Annotated in this window: 17 protein-coding genes; 9 read left to right on the top strand and 8 right to left on the bottom strand. The window is 73.1% G+C overall.

Annotation, left to right across the window (positions count from 1 at the left end; genetic code table 11):
• Window positions 1–254: 254 nt before the first annotated feature.
• Entirely contained in the window at window positions 255–590 is a 336-nt protein-coding gene (locus OHL10_RS16420; RefSeq protein WP_265523312.1) for a LysM peptidoglycan-binding domain-containing protein, read from the bottom strand.
• A 314-nt stretch (window positions 591–904) separates the two neighbouring features.
• Between OHL10_RS16420 and lexA the strand changes: the two genes are divergently transcribed.
• A complete protein-coding gene (gene lexA / locus OHL10_RS16415; RefSeq protein WP_425499029.1) occupies window positions 905–1,639 on the top strand; it encodes a transcriptional repressor LexA in 735 nt (244 codons plus the stop codon).
• 7 nt (window positions 1,640–1,646) lie between these two features.
• Here the strand turns inward: lexA and OHL10_RS16410 are convergent, their stop codons facing one another.
• The 3 genes from OHL10_RS16410 to hflX all read right to left on the bottom strand — a co-directional run bounded on the left by OHL10_RS16410 (window position 1,647) and on the right by hflX (window position 6,362).
• Window positions 1,647–2,636, bottom strand: coding sequence for an L-lactate dehydrogenase (locus OHL10_RS16410; RefSeq protein ID WP_265523310.1), 990 nt, complete (start codon window positions 2,634–2,636; stop codon window positions 1,647–1,649).
• A gap of 71 nt (window positions 2,637–2,707) precedes the next feature.
• The gene (locus tag OHL10_RS16405; protein WP_265523391.1) at window positions 2,708–4,723 is read right to left on the bottom strand and encodes an ATP-dependent DNA helicase; all 2,016 of its coding nucleotides are present in this window, start codon (window positions 4,721–4,723) and stop codon (window positions 2,708–2,710) included.
• Window positions 4,724–4,838: 115 nt separating this feature from the next.
• Window positions 4,839–6,362: a GTPase HflX gene (gene hflX, locus OHL10_RS16400; RefSeq protein ID WP_265523309.1), complete on the bottom strand. Its 1,524-nt coding sequence runs from the start codon at window positions 6,360–6,362 to the stop codon at window positions 4,839–4,841.
• 167 nt (window positions 6,363–6,529) lie between these two features.
• On the opposite strand from hflX, the gene OHL10_RS16395 reads away from it, so the two are divergent.
• On the top strand, window positions 6,530–7,186 hold the full coding sequence (locus tag OHL10_RS16395; RefSeq protein ID WP_265523308.1) for a class I SAM-dependent methyltransferase: 657 nt from the start codon (window positions 6,530–6,532) through the stop codon (window positions 7,184–7,186).
• A gap of 36 nt (window positions 7,187–7,222) precedes the next feature.
• Here the strand turns inward: OHL10_RS16395 and dapF are convergent, their stop codons facing one another.
• On the bottom strand, window positions 7,223–8,260 hold the full coding sequence (gene dapF, locus OHL10_RS16390) for a diaminopimelate epimerase (RefSeq protein ID WP_265523307.1): 1,038 nt from the start codon (window positions 8,258–8,260) through the stop codon (window positions 7,223–7,225).
• Window positions 8,257–9,246 (bottom strand): tRNA (adenosine(37)-N6)-dimethylallyltransferase MiaA, encoded by a 990-nt coding sequence (miaA, locus tag OHL10_RS16385; RefSeq protein WP_265523306.1) that lies wholly within the window; start codon window positions 9,244–9,246, stop codon window positions 8,257–8,259. Before miaA ends, dapF begins: the two co-directional genes overlap by 4 nt.
• A gap of 89 nt (window positions 9,247–9,335) precedes the next feature.
• Between miaA and OHL10_RS16380 the strand changes: the two genes are divergently transcribed.
• From OHL10_RS16380 to OHL10_RS16370, 3 genes are read left to right on the top strand one after another with little or no spacing between them, the layout of a single operon-like run.
• Complete coding sequence (locus OHL10_RS16380; protein ID WP_265523305.1) at window positions 9,336–9,809, top strand: type III secretion system chaperone family protein; 474 nt, start codon at window positions 9,336–9,338, stop codon at window positions 9,807–9,809.
• Window positions 9,806–11,692 carry an HSP90 family protein gene (locus OHL10_RS16375; protein WP_265523304.1) on the top strand — a complete coding sequence of 629 codons (1,887 nt, stop codon included), beginning with the start codon at window positions 9,806–9,808 and terminating at the stop codon, window positions 11,690–11,692. The genes OHL10_RS16380 and OHL10_RS16375 overlap by 4 nt, the downstream gene beginning before the upstream one ends.
• Window positions 11,689–13,653: a hypothetical protein gene (locus OHL10_RS16370; RefSeq protein ID WP_265523303.1), complete on the top strand. Its 1,965-nt coding sequence runs from the start codon at window positions 11,689–11,691 to the stop codon at window positions 13,651–13,653. The genes OHL10_RS16375 and OHL10_RS16370 overlap by 4 nt, the downstream gene beginning before the upstream one ends.
• On the opposite strand, the gene OHL10_RS16365 is transcribed toward OHL10_RS16370, so the two are convergent.
• Entirely contained in the window at window positions 13,643–14,287 is a 645-nt protein-coding gene (locus tag OHL10_RS16365; protein WP_265523302.1) for a hypothetical protein, read from the bottom strand. The two genes, OHL10_RS16370 and OHL10_RS16365, sit on opposite strands and share 11 nt — an antisense overlap.
• 61 nt (window positions 14,288–14,348) lie before the next feature.
• Here OHL10_RS16365 and OHL10_RS16360 point away from each other — a divergent pair, with 61 nt between their 5' ends.
• Complete coding sequence (locus OHL10_RS16360; RefSeq protein WP_265523301.1) at window positions 14,349–14,963, top strand: type III secretion system chaperone family protein; 615 nt, start codon at window positions 14,349–14,351, stop codon at window positions 14,961–14,963.
• Window positions 14,960–15,469 (top strand): type III secretion system chaperone family protein, encoded by a 510-nt coding sequence (locus OHL10_RS16355; RefSeq protein WP_425499028.1) that lies wholly within the window; start codon window positions 14,960–14,962, stop codon window positions 15,467–15,469. Before OHL10_RS16360 ends, OHL10_RS16355 begins: the two co-directional genes overlap by 4 nt.
• A gap of 7 nt (window positions 15,470–15,476) precedes the next feature.
• Here OHL10_RS16355 and miaB read toward each other — a convergent pair whose 3' ends face one another.
• Entirely contained in the window at window positions 15,477–17,111 is a 1,635-nt protein-coding gene (gene miaB, locus OHL10_RS16350) for a tRNA (N6-isopentenyl adenosine(37)-C2)-methylthiotransferase MiaB (RefSeq protein ID WP_265523300.1), read from the bottom strand.
• Between the two features lie 169 nt (window positions 17,112–17,280).
• On the opposite strand from miaB, the gene OHL10_RS16345 reads away from it, so the two are divergent.
• Together OHL10_RS16345 and OHL10_RS16340 are read left to right on the top strand one after the other, a co-directional pair.
• Entirely contained in the window at window positions 17,281–18,084 is an 804-nt protein-coding gene (locus OHL10_RS16345) for an amino acid ABC transporter ATP-binding protein (protein WP_265523297.1), read from the top strand.
• 98 nt (window positions 18,085–18,182) lie between these two features.
• Window positions 18,183–19,052, top strand: a complete 870-nt coding sequence (locus OHL10_RS16340) for a glutamate ABC transporter substrate-binding protein (protein WP_265523296.1) — start codon at window positions 18,183–18,185, stop codon at window positions 19,050–19,052.
• Window positions 19,053–19,121 lie beyond the last annotated feature (69 nt).

Below are 19,121 nucleotides of genomic sequence, written 5' to 3'. Positions count from 1 at the left end.
GATCGCTCACAGTCCGCCCCGCGCCCGGGGGACGCAGAACGGGGGTGGCTGTCTCCAGCCACCCCCGTCGGGACGCCCCCGTCCCCATCTCGCGTCCGACTCGCCTCGGACGCGGTGACGTGCTCCGAGGGGAACGTGCCCCCTCACCTCCTGCCCGGCCCCCCAGCCCGGCGAGTGAGGTAGGACTAACTTAGGTCAACCTAAGCGGAACACGCAACCCATGACGGACCGGTTCGCGAGAACTTCGCAGAGAGTCACCCGACGGGCAGCAGGATCCGCTGCCCGGCCTGCAGCGTCGCGCCGTCCAGCCCGTTGAGGGCGAGCAGGTCGGCGACCACGTCGCGCACGTCCTCGTCCGGCGCCGCGAGCTGCGACGCGTAGCCCCACACGGTCTCACCCGCCGCGACGACGTGGACCCGAACCTCCATGGGCTCACCCGGCCCACCGGCCACCGCGCCGCCGCCCCAGAGCGCGAGCGAACCGAGGACGATCACCGCGAGCACGAAGAGCACGACGCGCCCACGACGCGTCAGTCGCAGCGGCGCGAGCTCGCCCGCACCGGTTCGCACGTCCATCGACAGAACACTCATCTCGCCTCCAGCTGGCCTTGCAGGGCCCGGATCGCCTTCCCCGGTCGATCCGAGCACCTACCCGTCTTGCGCACCCGCACCGTCGGCCGCCCTCGCGACACTCGAACACGTGTACGTCGAACATCTGTACGACCAGGTCTATCACCTTGCACCCACGAAGTCGAGACATGCTCGAACACATGTTTGATTCGTGTCGCCCGGTCGCCTAACCTGGGGGCAGCGCGGTTCGCCGGACATGTCCGGTGGCGGCAGAGGTGGGGTGCCGGCGCAGACGCTGGTACCGACGGCCACGACGAGGTCGACCGAGGTGGGAGATGACGATGGCAGCACACGAGGCCGACGGCACGGAGCGGCTGGCGAAGGTCCACGAGCTTCCGGACGGCTCCTCCGGCGGTGACGGCCTCACGCCGCGCCAGCGCCGGGTCCTGGAGACCATCCGCTCCTGCGTCGAGCAGCGCGGGTACCCACCGAGCATGCGTGAGATCGGCGAGGCCGTCGGCCTCACCAGCCCGTCGAGCGTCAAGCACCAGCTGACGACGCTGGAGCGCAAGGGCTACCTGCGACGCGACCCCAACCGGCCGCGCGCCATCGAGGTCGTCCAGCCGGACGACTCACGTGCCATCGGCCCTCTGGGTGGCGAGGGCAGCGACCCCGCCTCGCGGGACGCCCAGCCCGCGCCGTCCTACGTGCCGGTCGTCGGGCGGATCGCCGCCGGCGGACCCGTCCTCGCCGACCAGGTCGTGGAGGACGTCTTCCCGCTCCCCCGCCAGCTGGTCGGCGAAGGAGAGCTCTTCCTGCTCCGCGTGACCGGGGACTCGATGATCGACGCCGCGATCTGCGACGGTGACTGGGTCGTCGTACGTCGTCAGCCGGTCGCGGAGAATGGTGAGATCGTCGCCGCGATGATCGGGGACGAGGCGACGGTCAAGACGCTGAAGAAGGCCGACGGGCACGTCTGGCTCATGCCGCACAACCCCGCCTACCAGCCCATCGCCGGCGACGACTCCCAGATCCTCGGCCGCGTGGTCTCGGTCCTGCGCAGCCTCTGACCTCGCGTCAGAGGCCGAACCGTCGCGCCACCGCGCGCAGCGAGTCGGCCGACGCGCGCAGACCCTCGAGCTCGGTCCCCGAGAGCGGCACCTCGATCTGACCGGCGCACCCGCGGCGGTCGACGAGCGAGGGCACCGACAGGCACACGTCGGAGATGCCGTGGTAGTCCTCGAGCAACGAGGACACGGGCAGGATCCGGTGCTCGTCACCGAGGATCGCCTCGATGATCCTCGTCCCGGCGAGCGCGACCGCGTAGTTCGTCGCCCCCTTGCCCTCGATGATGCGGTAGGCGGACCGTACGACCTCCTCCGCGATCTGCTCCCGGATCTCCTCGGTGAGCGGCGCGCGACCCGACAGGCCGGTCCACTCGAGCAGGGGCACGCCGCCGATCCGCGCCGAACTCCACAGCGGGATCTCGGTGTCGCCGTGCTCCCCCGCGATGTAGGCGTGCACGTTCTGGACCGCGACCCCGCAGTGCTGCGCCACGAGGAAGCGCAGGCGGGACGAGTCCAGCACCGTGCCGCTCCCGAAGAGCTGCTGCGGCGAGAGCCCGGAGTACTTCTGGGCCGCGTAGGTGACGATGTCGACGGGGTTGGTCACCATGACATAGACGGCGTTCGGCGCGACCTCGACCAGCTGCGGCAGGATCGTGCGCACGAGCGAGATCGTCGCCTCGGCGAGGTCGAGGCGGGTCTGGCCGGGCTTCTGCTTGGCTCCCGCGGTGAAGAGCACGACGTCGGCGTCCGCGCAGACGGCGACGTCGTCCGACCCCTCGACGCGTGCCATCGGGACGAACTGGATGCCGTGCTGCAGGTCGAGCACCTCCGCGTCGACCTTCGCGCGGTTGATGTCCAGGAGCGCGACGGTCCGGGCCGCACCCCGCATGAGCGCGGCATAGGCGAGCGTCGAACCGACGGCACCTGCACCGACGATTGCGAGCTTCGTCGTCCGCCCGCCCGCGAGCCGTCCGTCCGTCGCCGTGCTGTGGTCAGTCATCGTGTCTCCAGGTCATCGTGTCGCCAGGTCATCGTGCGGCCAGGGAGGTCGTCGTGCGTCCCGTCTGCTGCTCAGCCTAGGGCGACCAGCCGTTCGAGCGCGGCCAGGGCGACCGTGCGGTCGGTGGTCTGCCAGAAGTCGGGCATGGACCGGGTGAGGAAGCTCCCGTACCGCGCCGTCGCCAGCCGAGGGTCGAGGACGGCGACGACCCCGCGGTCATCGGTGGAACGGATGAGCCGGCCGGCACCCTGCGCGAGCAGGAGCGCGGCGTGGGTGGCCGACACCTGCATAAAACCGTTGCCTCCCGCCGCCTCCACGGCGCGCGCCCGTGCGGACTTGACGGGGTCGTCCGGGCGGGGGAACGGGATGCGGTCGATGAGCACGAGCTGGCACGCGGGGCCTGGCACGTCCACCCCCTGCCACAGGGAGAGCGTGCCGAACAGGCACGTCGCGGGGTCGTCGGCGAACTGGCGTACGAGCGTCGGCAGCTGGTCGTCGCCCTGGCACAGGACCGGCACGTCGAGCCGCTCGCGCAGCGCCTCCGTGGCCGCCAGCGCGGCGCGGCGCGAGGAGAACAGACCGAGCGTGCGGCCGCCCGACGCCTCGACGAGCGCCGCGATCTCGTCGAGCTGGTGCTCGGTCGCGGCGTCCCGACCAGGGGTCGGCAGGTGCTTCGCGATGTAGAGGATCCCCTGCCGCGGGTAGTCGAACGGGCTCCCGACGTCCTCCCCGCGCCAGGGGGCCTCCGCGGCGTCGAGGCCCAGGGACCGCGCGAGCGGGTCGAACGTCCCGCCGAGGGCGAGCGTCGCCGACGTGAAGACCCCGGTGCGCTCGGTGAGCAGGTGCGTGCGGATGAGCCCGGAGACGGCGAGCGGGGCCGCGTGCAGCCGGCTGACACCGTCGCCGGTCCAGGAACCGCCCTCCCCCGGTCGCGAGCACCACAGCACGTCGTGCCCGGTCGGGTCGCCGGCCATCCGCTCGGCGATCTCGAAGACCTGCAGCATCGTGGACTGCGCTACCTTCATCCCGGTGTCCGCCGGCGCACCGGGACCCGCGCCCGGTTCGGGCTTGAGGTCGCTGAGCACACCGCGGGCGGCGTCGCGCACGGCCGCGACCACGTCTCGGGCGGCGTCGGGGAGCCCGTCCGGGAACCGCTCCGCGGGCAGGTTCGTCACGACCGTGCCGAAGGCCGCGATCGCGTCGTCGAGCACCTCCGTGCGGGCGGCACCCTGCCGGCGCGCGAGGCGCACCGCATGCTCGAGCGCCGGGACGGACAGGTCGACGGTCGCGGCGGCGGTGACCCGGTCGCTCAGCTCGTGCGCCTCGTCGACGACGAGCACCTCGTGCTCGGGCAGCACGCCCGGGGAGCCGGAGGCGGCGATCCCGAGCATCGCGTGGTTCGTCACGACGACGTCGGCCTCGCGGGCCGTCGCGCGCGCCCGCTCCGGGAAGCAGTCCTCGAGGAGCGGGCACTTCTGGCCGAGGCACTCCAGCGAGGTGACCGAGACCTGCCGCCACGCGCGGTCCGAGACACCGGGGACGAGGTCGTCGCGGTCCCCCGTGCCGGTCTCCTCGGCCCACGCCCGCGCGCGCACCACCTGTTCACCGAGCGCTGCGGCCCCGGTGCGCTCGGGTCGGGGATGCTCGGCGGCGCCCGCGGGCTCCGCTCCCGGCAGGTCGAAGAGGGTGGGCTCGTCCTGGGGGTAGCCGCCCGCGATCTTGTGCAGGCACGCGTAGTTGTGCCACCCCTTGAGCAGGGCGATCCGGGGCGCACGCGGGAGCTGCGGAGCGACGGCCTCGGCGACCAGCGGGAGGTCACGCGTGATGACCTGGCGCTGGAGGGCGAGGGTGGCCGTGGAGACGATCACCCGCTCCTCGGCGCACACGGCGTGGCGCACCGCGGGCACGAGGTACCCGAGCGACTTGCCGGTACCCGTCCCGGCCTGCACGAGCAGGTGCTCGCCGCCCTCGATCGCCTCGGCGACCGCCGCGGCCATCCGGTGCTGGCCCTCGCGGCGCCCGCCGCCGAGCCGTCCGACCGCGAGGTCGAGCAGCTCGTCGGTGCCCGGCCCGCCGGTGTCGTCCATGGTCGCAGTCGTCTCCTCGGGCACCTGGAGAGTCTACGTGCGCACGACCGGGACGACGGCGGGCGCGGGCGTCCTGTGGACCGGCACCCTGTGAACCGGCACCCTGTGGACCAGCTCAGGCGCGCACGGCCACCGCGGCCAGCTCGGAGGCGAGCGTCTCGTCGACACGTCCGCGCAGGAGCGTGCCCGCGCCGATGTGCTCCTCGTGGTCGATCTCCCCCTGCTCGTGCACGCGGTTCACCAGGTCGCCGCGCGTGTACGGGACCACCAGGTCGATGGTCACGTCCGGTCGCGGCAGGGCGTCGGTGACGAGCTCGAGGAGCTCGGCGATGCCCTGGCCCGTGTGCGCCGAGACGACGACGTTCCGCCGCTCCTTGCGTCGCACCCGGTCGACGACCTCCGGGTCGGCGAGGTCGACCTTGTTGAGCACCACGACCTCCGGCACGTCCTCGATCCCGGGGATGTCCGCCAGCACGTGCCGCACGGCGGCGATCTGGCTCTCCGGGTCGGGGTGCGACGCGTCGACGACGTGCAGCAGGAGGTCGGCGTCGCCCACCTCCTCGAGGGTCGAGCGGAACGCCTCGACGAGCTGGTGCGGCAGCGCCCGGACGAAGCCGACCGTGTCGGCGAGCGTGTAGACGCGCCCGTCGGGCGTCTGGGCGCGGCGCACGGTCGGGTCGAGGGTCGCGAACAGCGCGTTCTCGACGAGCACACCGGCACCGGTCAGCGCGTTGAGCAGGCTCGACTTGCCGGCGTTCGTGTACCCGGCGATCGCGACGGACGGGATCGCGTGGCGCTTGCGCGACGACCGCTTGGTCTCGCGCGACGGAGCCATCGCGGCGATCTCGCGGCGCAGCTTGGCCATGCGGTCACGGATACGACGCCGGTCGAGCTCGATCTTCGTCTCACCGGGACCACGAGATCCCATGCCCGCGCCGGCGCCGCCGACCTGGCCACCGGCCTGCCGGGACATCGACTCGCCCCAACCGCGCAGGCGCGGCAGGAGGTACTCCAGCTGCGCGAGCTCGACCTGGGCCTTGCCCTCACGGGACTTGGCGTGCTGGGCGAAGATGTCGAGGATGAGCGCGGTGCGGTCGACGACCTTCACCTTGACGATGTCCTCGAGGGCACGGCGCTGGGACGGGGCGAGCTCGCTGTCGACGACGACGGTGTCGGCGCCGGTGGCGGCCACGATCCCCGCCAGCTCTGCGGCCTTGCCGGATCCGAGGTACGTCCCGGGGTCCGGCTTCTGGCGCCGCTGGAGCAGCCCGTCGAGCACCTGGGAGCCGGCGGTCTCGGCGAGAGCGGCGAGCTCGCGCAGCGAGATCTCGGCCTCGGTCGCCGTGTGCTCGCCGCTGCCCGAGTAGAGCCCGACCAGCACGACCTTCTCGAGGCGCAGCTGCCGGTACTCGACCTCGGTGACGTCCTCGAGCTCGGTGGAGAGCCCGACCACGCGGCGCAGCGCCGCCCGCTCCACGAGGTCGAGCTGGTCGCCGTCGTGGGCGGAGTGCTGGGTCTCGCCCTCCGCGCGCGCCGTCCCCGCCCGAGCGAGGACCCGCGCGACGACGTCGTTCGCGATGTTCGCGGCGTCGTCCGGCTCGTCGGGAGCCGTCGTGGGGTTCGCTGGGGTCTGGGTCATGTGCCGCCTTCCGGGTCGGGATACGTCGCGTCTCGGGTCGAGCCGCTGCGGTGCGACGCCTGATGCGTCACCGGTACAACAAGCGTGGCACGCGGAAACGTCCCGCGGCCACCGATTTCGCCGCACGGCTCTGCCGACGGCGACCCCGACGGATAGGATCCCACGTCGTGACCGACGACAGCGGGCCCTCCGCAGACCACTACTTCACCGCCCGGCCGGCGTCCGCCGCCGAGCGGCGCCCGCTGGTGGTCCGCCTGGCCGGGCGCGAGGTCGAGGTCGAGGTCGCGGGGGGCGTGTTCTCCCCCGGCCGCCTCGATCTCGGCACGCAGGTGCTGCTGCGCTCGGTCCCCGAGCTCCCGGCGCCCGACGCCGGCGATCACGACGTCCTCGACCTCGGCTGCGGCTGGGGTCCGGTCGCGCTCACCATGGCGCTCGAGTCCCCGGCGGCGACCGTCTGGGCCGTGGACGTCAACGAGCGGGCGCTCGACCTGGTGCGACGCAACTCCGAGCGGCTAGGCGCCACGAACGTGCGGGCCGTGACCCCGGACGAGGTCCCGGCGGAGGTGACGTTCTCGGCGATCTGGTCGAACCCGCCGATCCGCGTCGGCAAGGAGACCCTGCACGCGATGCTGCTGCACTGGTTGCTGCGGCTCGCTCCCGGTGCGTCAGCGCACCTCGTGGTCCAGCGCAACCTCGGCGCGGACTCGCTCGCCCGGTGGCTCACCGAGCAGCTGGCCGGACCGATGCCCGGTGCCCTCGTGCGCCGCGCCGCGAGCGCCAAGGGGTTCCGCGTGCTCGAGGTGGCCCGGCCCGCCGCCCCCTGAGCCGACAGGCGCCGCCGACCCGAGCCACGGACCGGCTCAGGCGGTCGCGGGCTCCGGCGCAGACTCCTCCGTCTCCGGTGCTGGCTCCTCCGTGACCGGCGGAGCCGGGGGTGGGGGCGGAGGTGTGGGGGCTGCCGGGACGAGCGCCGCCAGGTCGATCTCGCCCGTGAAGACGAGCGCGGCGGGGCCGGCGAGCTCGACGTGTCCCGTGTCGAGCGCCCGCACCCGCACGGTCCCGCCCGGCACGTCCACCCTCCAGACGTCGGGCGCCTGCGGCCCGCCCCAGACCCGGACGGCGAGCGCCGCCGCGCACGCGCCGGTGCCGCAGGACTGCGTCTCCCCGACCCCTCGCTCGTGGACCCGCATCCGCACGTGCCCGACGAGCGTGCCGTCGTCGGCCGTCTCCTCGCCGAGCGGGACGACGAGCTCGACGTTGGTGCCGTGCGCGGGCGTGGGCTCGACGGTCGGCACCTGCGTGAGGTCGGCGCCCTCCAGGAGGTCCTCGCGGGCGAGGGCGAGCACGGTGTGGGGGTTGCCGACGTCGACGCTGAGCGCCGGCCGCGGCACCTCCCAGCCCGCGACGACGACCGTCGCGTCGAACCCTGCGTCGAGCGCCTCCCGCCCGCCCGGCAGGTGCCACGGACCCATGTCGACGGCGTACCAGCCGTTCGGTTCCTTGGCGATGCGCTTGACGCCCGCGCGGGTCCCGATCGCCACCGCCGGGGCCGGGGACCCGTCGGCGCGCGGTGCGAGGTCGAGGAGGCCGAGGTGCTCGGCGAACGCGGCGAAGACACGCACCCCGTTGCCGCACATCTCCGCGACGGACCCGTCGGCGTTGCGGTAGTCCATGAACCAGATGGCGTGCGGGTCCTCGGCGAGGACGGCGCGCGACTCCGGCACGAGCGCGGTCGGGACGAGCCGGATGAACCCGTCGGCGCCGATGCCGCCGCGGCGGTCGGTCAGGGCACGCACCATCTCGGGCGTCACGTCGAGGGTTCCGGACGTGTCGGAGACCAGCACGAAGTCGTTGCGGGTCCCGTGGCCCTTGGCGAACCGGGTCGTAGCGCGCGTCATGAGCCCAGACTACGGCGAACGGGGGCCCCGTCGGCAGCGGGTCCGGTCCCCTCGTCCGCCTGGCGGACGATCTCGAGCGCGCGGTCCACGAGATCGGTCGCCCGGGCGTCGAGCCAGTGCACGCGGGGGTCGCGCCCGAACCAGCCCATCTGCTTGCGCGCGAGGCGGCGCGTGTTGGTCACGACGGCGGTGCGCGCCGCGTCCTCGTCCGTCTCTCCGCGCAGGTGGGCGAGCACCTCGGCGTACCCGACCGCACGCGCGGCGGTCCGCCCCAGCCGGCCCGCGAGCCCGCGCACCTCGTCCACGAGGCCGTGCTCCCACATCCGCTCGACGCGGTGGCCGACGCGCTCGTCGAGGGCGGCCCGGTCGCAGTCGAGCCCGATCTGGACCGCGGGCTCGACGTACTCCTGGCGGGGCAGGTTGGCCGTGAACGGCGCGCCGGTGATCTCGATGACCTCGAGCGCCCGCACGAGCCGCCGGGTGTTGGACGGCCCGATCGACGCGGCCGCGGCAGGGTCCAGGCGGACGAGCTCGTCGTGCAGCGCGCGGGTGCCCTCGCGCTCGGCCCGAGCCTCGTACGCGGCCCTGACCGCCGGGTCCGTGCCCGGGAAGTTCATGTCGTCGAGCAGGGCGCGCACGTACAGCCCCGACCCCCCGACGACGACGGCACGGGCGCCGCGCGACCGGATGCCCGCGAGCGCCCCCCGGGCAGCGTCCTGGTAGTCGGCGACGGAGGCGTCCTGCTCCGGGTCGAGGACGTCGAGCAGGTGGTGGGTGATGCCCCGACGCTCGCCGGGCGGGACCTTGGCCGTGCCGACGTCCATGCCCCGGTAGAGCTGGAACGCGTCGGCGTTGACGATCTCGGCCCGCGCGGGGCCGCCGAGGGCCTCGGCGAGGTCGAGGCCGAGGTCCGACTTGCCCGTGGCGGTGGGGCCGACGACGGCGACCACGACCGGGCGCGCGGGGCGGTCGCTGGTGGGAGACACCTGACGAACGCTACCGGTGTTCCGGGGTGTCGGCGCTCACCCCTACGCTACGTCCGACAGGACGCGACCGAGAGACGAAGGCCGAGGACATGGGATTCTTCACCAAGCCGTCAGACGCACCGAGCACGCAGAACGCGCCCGTGACGCGCGAGCGTGTCGAGGCGTACCTCGCGAGCCAGGGCTGGCGGTACTTCGTCGACTCCGACGGCGACCTCGGCGGCAGCTGGGACGGCAAGGTGTTCTTCTTCTTCCTCGTCGGCAAGGACGCCGAGATCCTGCAGGTGCGCGGGCGCTGGGACCGCACGCTGCCGGCCGACGCGGAGGCACAGGTCGCGCTGGTCGCCAACGAGGTCAACCGCGACAAGATCTGGCCCAAGGTCTACTGCCGCGTCGAGCAGGGCCGGCTCGCCGTGTACACCGAGGTCTCCACGGACCTGGGGCTCGGCGTCGCGGACGACCAGCTCGGTCAGCTCGTCGAGTGCGGCTTGTTCACCGGGCTGCACCTCCTGGAGGAGCTCGACGAGCGATTCCCCGACGCCGCCCGCGACGCGATCGGGGCGTGAGCGTGACCGACACGTTCCAGGTCGACCTGCGGGGCGTCGTCGACCTCCTCGCCCGGCACCTGTACAGCTCGCCGCGCGTCTACGTGCGCGAGCTCCTGCAGAACGGCGTCGACGCCGTCACGGCGCGACGCGCGCTCGGCACCGGACCGCACGACGAGCCGGGGACGCAGGCCGCGGACCACCCCGGCCGGATCCGGCTGCGACCCCTGCCGGACGGCGGCCTCGAGGTGTCCGACGACGGCATCGGGCTGACCGAGGACGAGGCGCGCCAGCTCCTCGCGACGATCGGGCGCAGCTCCAAGCGCGACGTCGAGCTCGGCACCGGGCGCGAGGAGTTCCTCGGGCAGTTCGGCATCGGCCTGCTCTCGGCGTTCATGGTCGCCGACGAGATCGAGCTGGTCTCGCGCTCGGCGCGCCCCCACGCCGTCCCGGTGCGCTGGCGCGGGTTCTCCGACGGGCGGTACGAGCTGAGCGAGCTCGCCGACGACGACCCGCGGGCGCCCGGTGGCCCCGGCAGCGTGGTGCGGCTGCGTCCGCGGCGCGACATGGAGCACTGGCTCGCGGCGGAGACCGTCACGGCGCTCGCCCAGGACTTCGGCTCGCTCCTGCCGGTGGACGTCTCGGTGGAGGTCACGCTCGACGACGGGACCACGGCGTGGCGCCGGCTGAGCGGTGCGCAGCTCCCGTGGCAGGAGGCGCACTCCTCGACGCAGGAGCACCAGCGGGCCCTCGCCCGGCACGCCGAGCAGGTCCTGGGCTTCACCCCGCTCGCGCACGTCGAGCTCGACCTCCCGCTCGCCGGGCTCAGCGGTGTCGCCTACGTCCTGCCCGCCGCGCTGGCCCCCACGGCGCCGTCGTCCCACCGCGTGTACCTCAAGCGCATGCTCCTGGGGACGAAGGTCGACGACCTGCTGCCGCCCTGGGCGTTCTTCGTGCGGTGCGTGCTGGACGCCTCGGCGCTGCGTCCCACCGCGTCGCGCGAGGGTCTCTACGAGGACGACGTGCTCCTCGCGACGCGCGACGCGCTCGGAGCGCAGATCCGCGCGTGGTGCTCCGCGACGCTCGCGCACGACACCCCTCTGCGCCGGGCGTTCCTGCGCACCCACCACCTGGCCGTGCGGGCGCTGGCGGTCCAGGACGACGAGATGCTCGAGATCGCCGCGCAGGTGCTGCCGTTCGAGACGACCGAGGGGACGACGACGCTCGCCGCCCTGCAGGAGCGGCACGCGGGCAGCACGATCCTCTACGCGCCGAGCGTCGAGGAGTTCCGCCGGGTCGCGCCGGTGGCCGCGGCCCAAGGTCTCGCGGTCGTCAACGGCGGCTACGTCTACGACGGCGAGCTGCTCGAACGCTGGGCGCGACGCTTCCCCGCGTGGCGGATCGCACCCGTGACCGCGGCCGACGTCGCCGCCGTCCTCACCGAGGTCGACCCGCTGCGCGAGCTGGAGATCACCGACGCGGTCGCCGCGATCGGCGACGACCTCGCACCGCAGGACTGCGACGTGATGGTCCGCTCCTACGAGCCCGAGGCGCTGCCCGCGATGCTCCTCCAGGACCGCGAGGGCGAGCACCTGCGCGCGACCGAGGCGACCGTCGCCGCGGCGGACGACCTGTGGGGTCAGGTGCTCGCCGGTCTCACGGGCCCGGCGAGACCACGTCGGCTGGTCCTCAACGACGCCAACCCGACCGTCCGGGCGCTGCTCGCCGCCCGCGACCCGCAGGTCCGGGCCGCCGGTGCGCAGTCGCTGTACACCACGGCCGTGCTGCTCTCCGGCGCACCCCTCGACGCCCAGGACGCCGCCGTCATGAACGGCTCGCTCGGCGTCCTGCTCGAGCGGGCGCTGCGCCCCGAACCCGGTACCACCACCCAGGAGAACCGATGACCCGCTCGTTGGCAGAGGTCAACGCCACGCTGTTCGAGATCCGCGAGATGCCCTACGGGGTCGCTCGCTCCACGGCGGCCGCCACCGAGCTGGAACGTGTGCGGTCCGCCGGGCCCGACGAGGCCCGGGCCTACGCCCTGTTCGTCCTCGTCGAGTCGTACGTCTGGGGCGACGAGGTGACCAAGGCGTACCTGCCGTTCACCGAGCTGCTGCGCTGGTGGGACGAGCACCCGGAGCACTTCGATGCCGACGACGTGCACTCGTTGTTCTGGTCGTTCAAGTGGATGGTCGGCCACCTCATGGACTTCCCGGCCGTCCCCGCGGCACAGATCGACCGGACCCTGGACGACATGCGACGCCGCTACGCGCTCGCGGGGAACGGGACCAACGCCGTCGCGCTCGAGCGCTTCCAGTGGTCCCGCGCACGGGGAGCGGCCGACACCGAGGACGCGTACCAGGCGTGGGTCGCCACCCCACGGGACGACTACTCGCAGTGCGAGGCCTGCGAGCCCGGCGACCGGGCGGACTACCTGTTCGAGACGGGTCGGTTCACCGAGGGAATCCGCCTCCTCGAGCAGGTGCTCGCCACGTCACCGAGCTGCGCGACCGAGCCCGGCGACATGCTCTCGTTCCTCCAGCTCGCCTACCTCGAGGTCGGGGACCTGGGCCGTGCCGCGGCGACGCACCGCCGGGCGCTCGTGCACCTCGACGGCGACATCGCCCTCGCGGGAGCGCAGGGCCGCCATCTCGAGTTCCTGGCGCGGTCGCACAACGACGAGCTCGCGATCCGCCGGATCGTGGCGCAGCAGGATCTCCTGCGGGCGGCGAAGACCCCCGCCGACCGGCTGGCCTTCCTCACGGGAGCCGGGGTGGCCACGTCCGTGCTGCGCGCGGCGCACGGTGACCGGGCCGTCCGGCTGCGCGAGGTCCCGGCCACGACAGTCGCCGAGCTCGACGAGTGGGTGCGCGCCGAGGCGCTCGCCCTCGCGGCGGCGTTCGACGCCCGCAACGGCACGGACTCGGTCGGTCGGCGCACCCGTTCCGCGTGGGACCGCGCCGACGCCCGTGTACCGGTGGACCTGAGCGTCCTCGGTACGTCGGCCGTCGATCCCCTGCCGATGACGGCGGACGCCGCACCCCACGCCCCGGTCACCGTCCCGGACTCGGAGGACGCGGAGGACGCGCAGTCGCCCGACGCCCTGCTGACCCTCGCCGCCCACCGGGCCGGTCAGGACCGCACCGAGGGCGCACGCCTCTACCTCGCGGCCGCCCGGTCGCTGGAGGCGGCAGGTCGGCTCGACGACGCCGGGTTCGCCCTCGCGGAGTCCGCCCGGCTCGCGGCGCTCGAAGGTGACTCCGTCGGCGCGAGCACCGCCTTCGCCCGCGCGCTGTCGCTGCTGTGGGCCGGGGGTGTCCCGCCCCGCTACGTCGGGCCGGTCGCCCGGGCGCTCGCCCGCGTCGACCAGACCACCGGGCTGGTCGCGGTGGAGAAGGTTCTCGACCGCATCGCCGGTGAGCGGGGCGACGACCAGCACGGCGGCGACGGTCACGGCTCCGACGGTCACGGCTCCGACGGTCACGGCTCCGACGAGCATGCCGCACGCGAGCAGGACGCGGCGGCGCGGGAGGAGCGCGAGCTGCGCGACACCCGCGCGCGGCTCCTCGCGACCGCCGGGCGCCTCGACGAGGCGGCGGTGCTCGCCGAGCAGGTCACGGCCGACTTCACCGCGGCGGGGCAGCCCGCCGACGCCGCGCACGCCTCGTGGCTCACGGGCAGCGTCCACCGGGCTGCGGGTGACCCGGTGCGCGCCGCGGACGCGCTCCGTGCGGCCCTCGTCGGGTTCACCGCCGTGCACGACCGCACGGCCCGCTCCGCCGTCGGCGACGAGCTCGTCGCCGTGCTCCAGACGCTCGGTCGCACCGACGAGGCGGCCGCGGTGGTCGACTCGCTCATCGGGTGAGGTCGCTCGGAAGGTCCTCGAAGGTCGCCACCGCGTAGGTCAGCTCCTGGTCCCCCGCCAGGCGCTCGACCGTCGCCACGACGGAGGAGGTCCAGGAGTGCCGCGCCGCGACGTCGAGCAGCAGGCGGACCGGCGGCGCGTCGTCGGAGAGGTCGCCGACGACCACCAGCGCCGCGCCCTTCGCCACGCGCCGCGCAACCTCGGCGACGAGAGCCAAGTCGTCCGTACCCGTGGCGGACCCGGGCGACCCCTCGCGCCCGTGCCTCCCCGTGAGCTCGACCACCTCGACCTCCTGGTGGTTGCCGGCGCCGGCGAGCGCGAGCAGCCCGACGGACGCCGCGACACCCGCTGTGCCGGTCCGCACCGCGCGGCTCCGGTCGGCAGGTGTCGCGTCCGGCTCGCGCCACCCCAGCCAGCGACCGTCGATCCCCGCCTCCCCCAGGCTCGCCCGCAGCAGACCGTGCCGGCTCCGCTCCCCGGGTGCGACGAGCACGATCCCGGCGGGCGCCGAGGCAACCAGCCGGCGCAACGCCGCGAGGACCTCCGCCCGGGTCGTGGCGAGCACCTCCGCAGCGCCGGCAGCGCCGGGGACGAGCAGGGCGGTACCGGGCAGGAGGACGGCGCGCAGGCTCACCCGCGCCACGCTACCCGCGTGCACGGGCGACGGCCGCCGCACGCGGCGGTAGGGTGGTCGGGTGAGGTTCTTCGGTGGCGGACGGTCCGACCGGTGGGATCAGCACGATCCCGACCGCCCCTCGTCCGCGTCGCCGGGCGCCGGGGGCGCTGACGACAAGGGCTCCGACAAAGCGCTGCAGGCCTCCGTCGAGGACGTCCTGCTGCGCGAGCTCGGCGAGGCCATGGCCTCGGACGGGCGCAACGTCCCGACGCCCCTCGCGACGTCCCGGGTGATCGAGTGGATCACCGACAGCGGCTACAACTACTTCGTCGACTCCGACGGCGACGTCGGCGGGCTGTGGCACGGTCGCCTCTTCTACTTCCTGCTCTTCGGCCCGCGCGAGGAGATCCTGCAGGTGCGGGGCCAGTGGAACCGCGACATCACCATCGAGCGCCTCGAAGAGGTGCTCGAGCTGTGCAACGAGTGGAACGCCGACCGGATCTGGCCCAAGACCTACACCCGAGTCCGGGACAACGGGATGGTGCAGGTCTTCACGGAGGTCACGGTCGACCTCGAGCACGGCGTGAGCGACGACCAGCTCGACCAGTTGCTGCAGTGCGGGCTGAGCACGGGGTCGATGTTCTTCGACGCCCTCGACGAGCAGTACCCCGACCCTGCGAGGTCGGCCCCGTGAGCGCGGCGCGTGCAGGGTGGCTGGCCCGTCTCTTCGGCAACCGGCGACCCAAGGGCGACCTCTCGGCCGACGTCGAGCTCCCGGTGCCCGTGTCCATGCCCCGCATCGGGGACCACCTGACACGACGCGGATACCACTTCCGGGTCGACGACGACGGCGACATCACCGGAACCTGGGACGGCAGCAGGTTCTGGTTCCTGCTCCTCGGGGAGCAGCGCGAGATCCTGCAGATCCGGGGACGGTGGTCGAGCACGCTGCCCGGCACCGCACGCCTCGCCGCGCTCCAGGCCGTCAACGACTGGAACCGCGAACGGATCTGGCCCAAGGTCTACCTGCGGGAGGAGGGCGGCCGGCTGGCGGTCTACGCCGAGGTCTCGGTCGACCTCGAGCACGGCGCGACCGACGACCAGCTCGCGCAGATCCTCTCGTGCGGTCTCGGCACCGCGGTGCAGCTCTTCCACGCCATCGGCGGCCTGGTGCCCCCCGCACCCGCCGACGAGTCGTAGCGGGACCTCAGCGACGGACCGTGGGCAGGCCGAGACTGACGGGACCGCCGGCCACCGCGCCCGACCCGTGCCCGTGGTCGTCCTCGCCGGAGAGCCGGGCACGCTCACGACGCACCCACGCGTCGCCGGACCGGGTGCGCCGCACGGCGTAGGTGCCTCCGTCGAGGGCCGAGTCCGCGATGAGGTGGTACGGGGCCGATCGTGTGACCTCGACCGTCACGACGTCCCCCGGGCGCGGCAGCGCGTCCGGGATCGACGCGGCCAGGCGCGGGTCGCTCTGCTCGCTCACGCCGTCGATGCCGGCGAGCGAGACGCCGTCGGGCAGGGCGAGGTGCACGAGCCGGTTGTCCGCCGCGCGGCCCGTGACCCGGTGGCTGGCGTCGTCCTTGCGACCGGTCCCGTCCGTGACGAGGACCTCCACGGTGCGGCCTACCTGCCGGGCGGACTCCTCCGCGCTGATCCGGTCCTGCAGGACCTGGAGTCTCTCGAACCGCTCCTGCACGACCTCCTGCGGGACCTGGTCGCCCATCTCCGCCGCGGCCGTCCCGGGACGGGGCGAGTACTGGAAGGTGAAGGCGGAGGCGAACCGGGAGGCGTCGACGACGCGCAGCGTCTCGGCGAAGTCCTCCTCCGTCTCCCCCGGGAAGCCGACGATGAGGTCCGTGGTGATCGCGGCGTCGGGCATCGCGGCGCGGACCCGGTCGAGGATGCCGAGGAACTTCTCGGAGCGGTAGGAGCGGCGCATCGCCCGCAGCACCCGGTCGGACCCCGCCTGCAGCGGCATGTGCAGCTGGGGCATGACGTTCGGCGTCGAGGCCATGGCCTCGATGACGTCGTCGGTGAAGGCCGCGGGGTGGGGCGAGGTGAAGCGCACCCGCTCGAGGCCGCGCACGTCGCCGCACGCCCGCAGCAGCTTCGCGAAGGCGCCGCGGTCGCCGAACTCGACCCCGTAGGAGTTCACGTTCTGCCCGAGGAGCGTCACCTCGATCGCCCCGGCGTCGACCAGGGCCTCCACCTCCGCGAGGACCTGGCCGGGGCGGCGGTCGCGCTCCTTGCCGCGCAGGTGCGGCACGATGCAGAAGGTGCACGTGTTGTTGCAGCCGACGCTGATGGAGACCCACCCGGCGTAGACGGACTCGCGCTGGGTTGGCAGCGTGGACGGGAACACCTGGAGCGACTCGGCGATCTCGACCTGCGCGGCCTCGTTGTGCCGGGCCCGCTCGAGGAGCACCGGCAGCGCGTCGAGGTTGTGGGTGCCGAAGACGACGTCGACCCAGGGTGCCCGCTCGACGATCGTGCCGCGGTCCTTCTGCGCGAGGCAGCCGCCGACCGCGATCTGCATCCCCGGCCGCTGCGACTTCACCGACGCGAGCTGCCCGAGGTTGCCGTACAGGCGGGTCGCGGCGTTCTCGCGCACCGCGCACGTGTTGATGACGACGACGTCGGCGCGGCTCGCCGCCTCGTCCGCCGCCGAGGCCCGGCGGTAGCCCGCCTGCTCGAGCATGCCCGCCATGTGCTCGGAGTCGTGGACGTTCATCTGGCAGCCGAGGGTGCGGACCACGTAGGTGCGCGGACGCTCGTCCGCGGCGGGCGACGAGCCCGTGGGAGCCGACGGAGCGAGGGGTGCGGTGAGGGGAAGCATCGCCCTCCAGGATACGACCCTGTCGCGGCCGCTCCGGCGAGCACCCGTGATCGCGGCGTTCGCCGTGGTCAGAGGCGTTCGGGACCCCGCAGAACGGTATTGCCGGACTGTTGCGGGACCGTTACCGAGGAGAGTGGCGTTCGCAACATTTCCCCCATAGGTTCGGACAATGAACGATGCATCGACCACCGACGAGCCGATCGTGGACCACGAGCCGACTCCTCGCGACCAGCTCGGCGGGCCGCTCGTCGTGCTCGACGGCGTCAACAAGTACTTCGGCGAGCTCCACGTCCTGCAGGACATCGACCTCACGGTGCACCGCGGTGAGGTGCTCGTCGTCATCGGGCCGTCCGGGTCGGGCAAGTCCACGCTGTGCCGCGCGATCAACCGGCTCGAGACGATCAGCTCCGGGCAGATCAGCATCGACGGCGTGCCGCTGCCCGAGGAGGGCAAGGCGCTGGCGCGCCTGCGCTCGGACGTCGGGATGGTCTTCCAGTCGTTCAACCTCTTCGCGCACAAGACCGTCCTCGAGAACGTGACGCTCGGGCCGCTCAAGGTCCGGGGCATGAAGTCCGCCGCCGCGAAGCAGGAGGCGATGGACCTCCTCGACCGCGTCGGGGTCGCGAACCAGGCCCAGAAGATGCCCGCGCAGCTCTCGGGCGGGCAGCAGCAACGCGTCGCCATCGCTCGTGCCCTGGCGATGAACCCCAAGGTCATGCTCTTCGACGAGCCCACCTCGGCACTCGACCCCGAGATGATCAACGAGGTCCTCGACGTCATGGTCGGCCTCGCCAAGGAGGGCATGACGATGGTCGTCGTGACCCACGAGATGGGCTTCGCCCGCAAGGCCGCGCACCGGGTCGTCTTCATGGACGCCGGCAGGATCGTCGAGGAGGCCGAGCCGGAGGTCTTCTTCACCGCACCCACCAGCGACCGCGCCAAGGACTTCCTGTCCAAGATCCTCACCCACTAGGACGACCCAGGAGACCCCGAGGAACCCCACGGACACCCTCGTCACGTCCACGCGGCACCGGCCACGAACCCGGGTCGCGACCACCTGAAGGAGAGATCATGCGTCAACGCACCACCGGCTGGATCGCCCTCGCTGCGGCGGCCACCCTCACCCTGTCCGCCTGCGGCGGGGACGACACCCCGAGCGTCGAACCCAGCGACGTCGAGGCTGCCGACTTCCCCGAGGGCAGCACGATGGCGCAGCTCGCCGAGGCGGGCTCTATCACCATCGGCACCAAGTTCGACCAGCCGCTGTTCGGACTCGTCGGACCCGACAACGTGCCGATCGGGTTCGACGTGGAGATCGGCAAGATGATCGCCGCCGAGCTCGGCATCGGCGAGGACGACATCGAGTGGACCGAGACCGTCTCGGCGAACCGTGAGCCCTTCATCCAGGAGGGCCAGGTCGACATCGTCGTGGCGACCTACACGATCAACGACGAGCGCAAGCAGGTCATCGACTTCGCCGGCCCGTACTACGTGGCGGGCCAGGCGCTGATGGTGCGCGCGGACGACGACTCCATCACCGGTCCGGACGACCTCGCGGGCAAGACCGTCTGCTCCGTCGACGGCTCGACCCCGGCCGGGAACATCGAGGCGAACTACCCCGACGCGGAGCTCGTGACGTTCGCCGCGTACACCGACTGCCTCGACCCCCTGCGCAACGGTCAGGTCGACGCGGTGACGACCGACAACGTCATCCTCGCGGGCTACGTCTCCGAGAGCCCGGAGGACTTCCAGATCGCCGGCGAGCAGTTCACCGAGGAGCCCTACGGTATCGGCCTGGCACTCGGCGACGACGAGTTCCGCACCTTCATCAACGACGTCCTCGAGGCATCCTTCGAGGACGGCCGCTGGCAGGCAGCGTGGGAGTCCACCGCCGGCGAGGTCCTCGACACGCCCGAGCCGCCGGCCGTCGACCGCTACTGATCTGTCCGGCTGATACTGATCCGTTCAGCCGACACTGATCCGCTCGGCTCGGCGTCCCATCGGACGCAC

The sequence above is a fragment of the Oerskovia flava genome (assembly GCF_026163685.1).
Classification (GTDB): Bacteria; Actinomycetota; Actinomycetes; order Actinomycetales; family Cellulomonadaceae; genus Oerskovia_A; species Oerskovia_A flava.
The sequence above is the reverse complement of the archived record's forward strand: the minus strand, read 5'-3'. Positions and strand labels throughout refer to the sequence as shown.

Excerpts from the sequence above, each read along its gene's own strand:
- OHL10_RS16410 (WP_265523310.1), bottom strand. The coding sequence starts at position 2,636 with ATGACTGACCACAGCACGGCGACGGACGGACGGCTCGCGGGCGGGCGG.
- lexA (WP_425499029.1), top strand. The coding sequence starts at position 905 with ATGACGATGGCAGCACACGAGGCCGACGGCACGGAGCGGCTGGCGAAG.
- OHL10_RS16340 (WP_265523296.1), top strand. The coding sequence starts at position 18,183 with ATGCGTCAACGCACCACCGGCTGGATCGCCCTCGCTGCGGCGGCCACC.
- hflX (WP_265523309.1), bottom strand. The coding sequence starts at position 6,362 with ATGACCCAGACCCCAGCGAACCCCACGACGGCTCCCGACGAGCCGGAC.
- OHL10_RS16370 (WP_265523303.1), top strand. The coding sequence starts at position 11,689 with ATGACCCGCTCGTTGGCAGAGGTCAACGCCACGCTGTTCGAGATCCGC.
- miaB (WP_265523300.1), bottom strand. The coding sequence starts at position 17,111 with ATGCTTCCCCTCACCGCACCCCTCGCTCCGTCGGCTCCCACGGGCTCG.
- dapF (WP_265523307.1), bottom strand. The coding sequence starts at position 8,260 with ATGACGCGCGCTACGACCCGGTTCGCCAAGGGCCACGGGACCCGCAAC.
- OHL10_RS16405 (WP_265523391.1), bottom strand. The coding sequence starts at position 4,723 with ATGGACGACACCGGCGGGCCGGGCACCGACGAGCTGCTCGACCTCGCG.
- OHL10_RS16420 (WP_265523312.1), bottom strand. The coding sequence starts at position 590 with ATGAGTGTTCTGTCGATGGACGTGCGAACCGGTGCGGGCGAGCTCGCG.
- OHL10_RS16380 (WP_265523305.1), top strand. The coding sequence starts at position 9,336 with ATGGGATTCTTCACCAAGCCGTCAGACGCACCGAGCACGCAGAACGCG.
- OHL10_RS16345 (WP_265523297.1), top strand. The coding sequence starts at position 17,281 with ATGAACGATGCATCGACCACCGACGAGCCGATCGTGGACCACGAGCCG.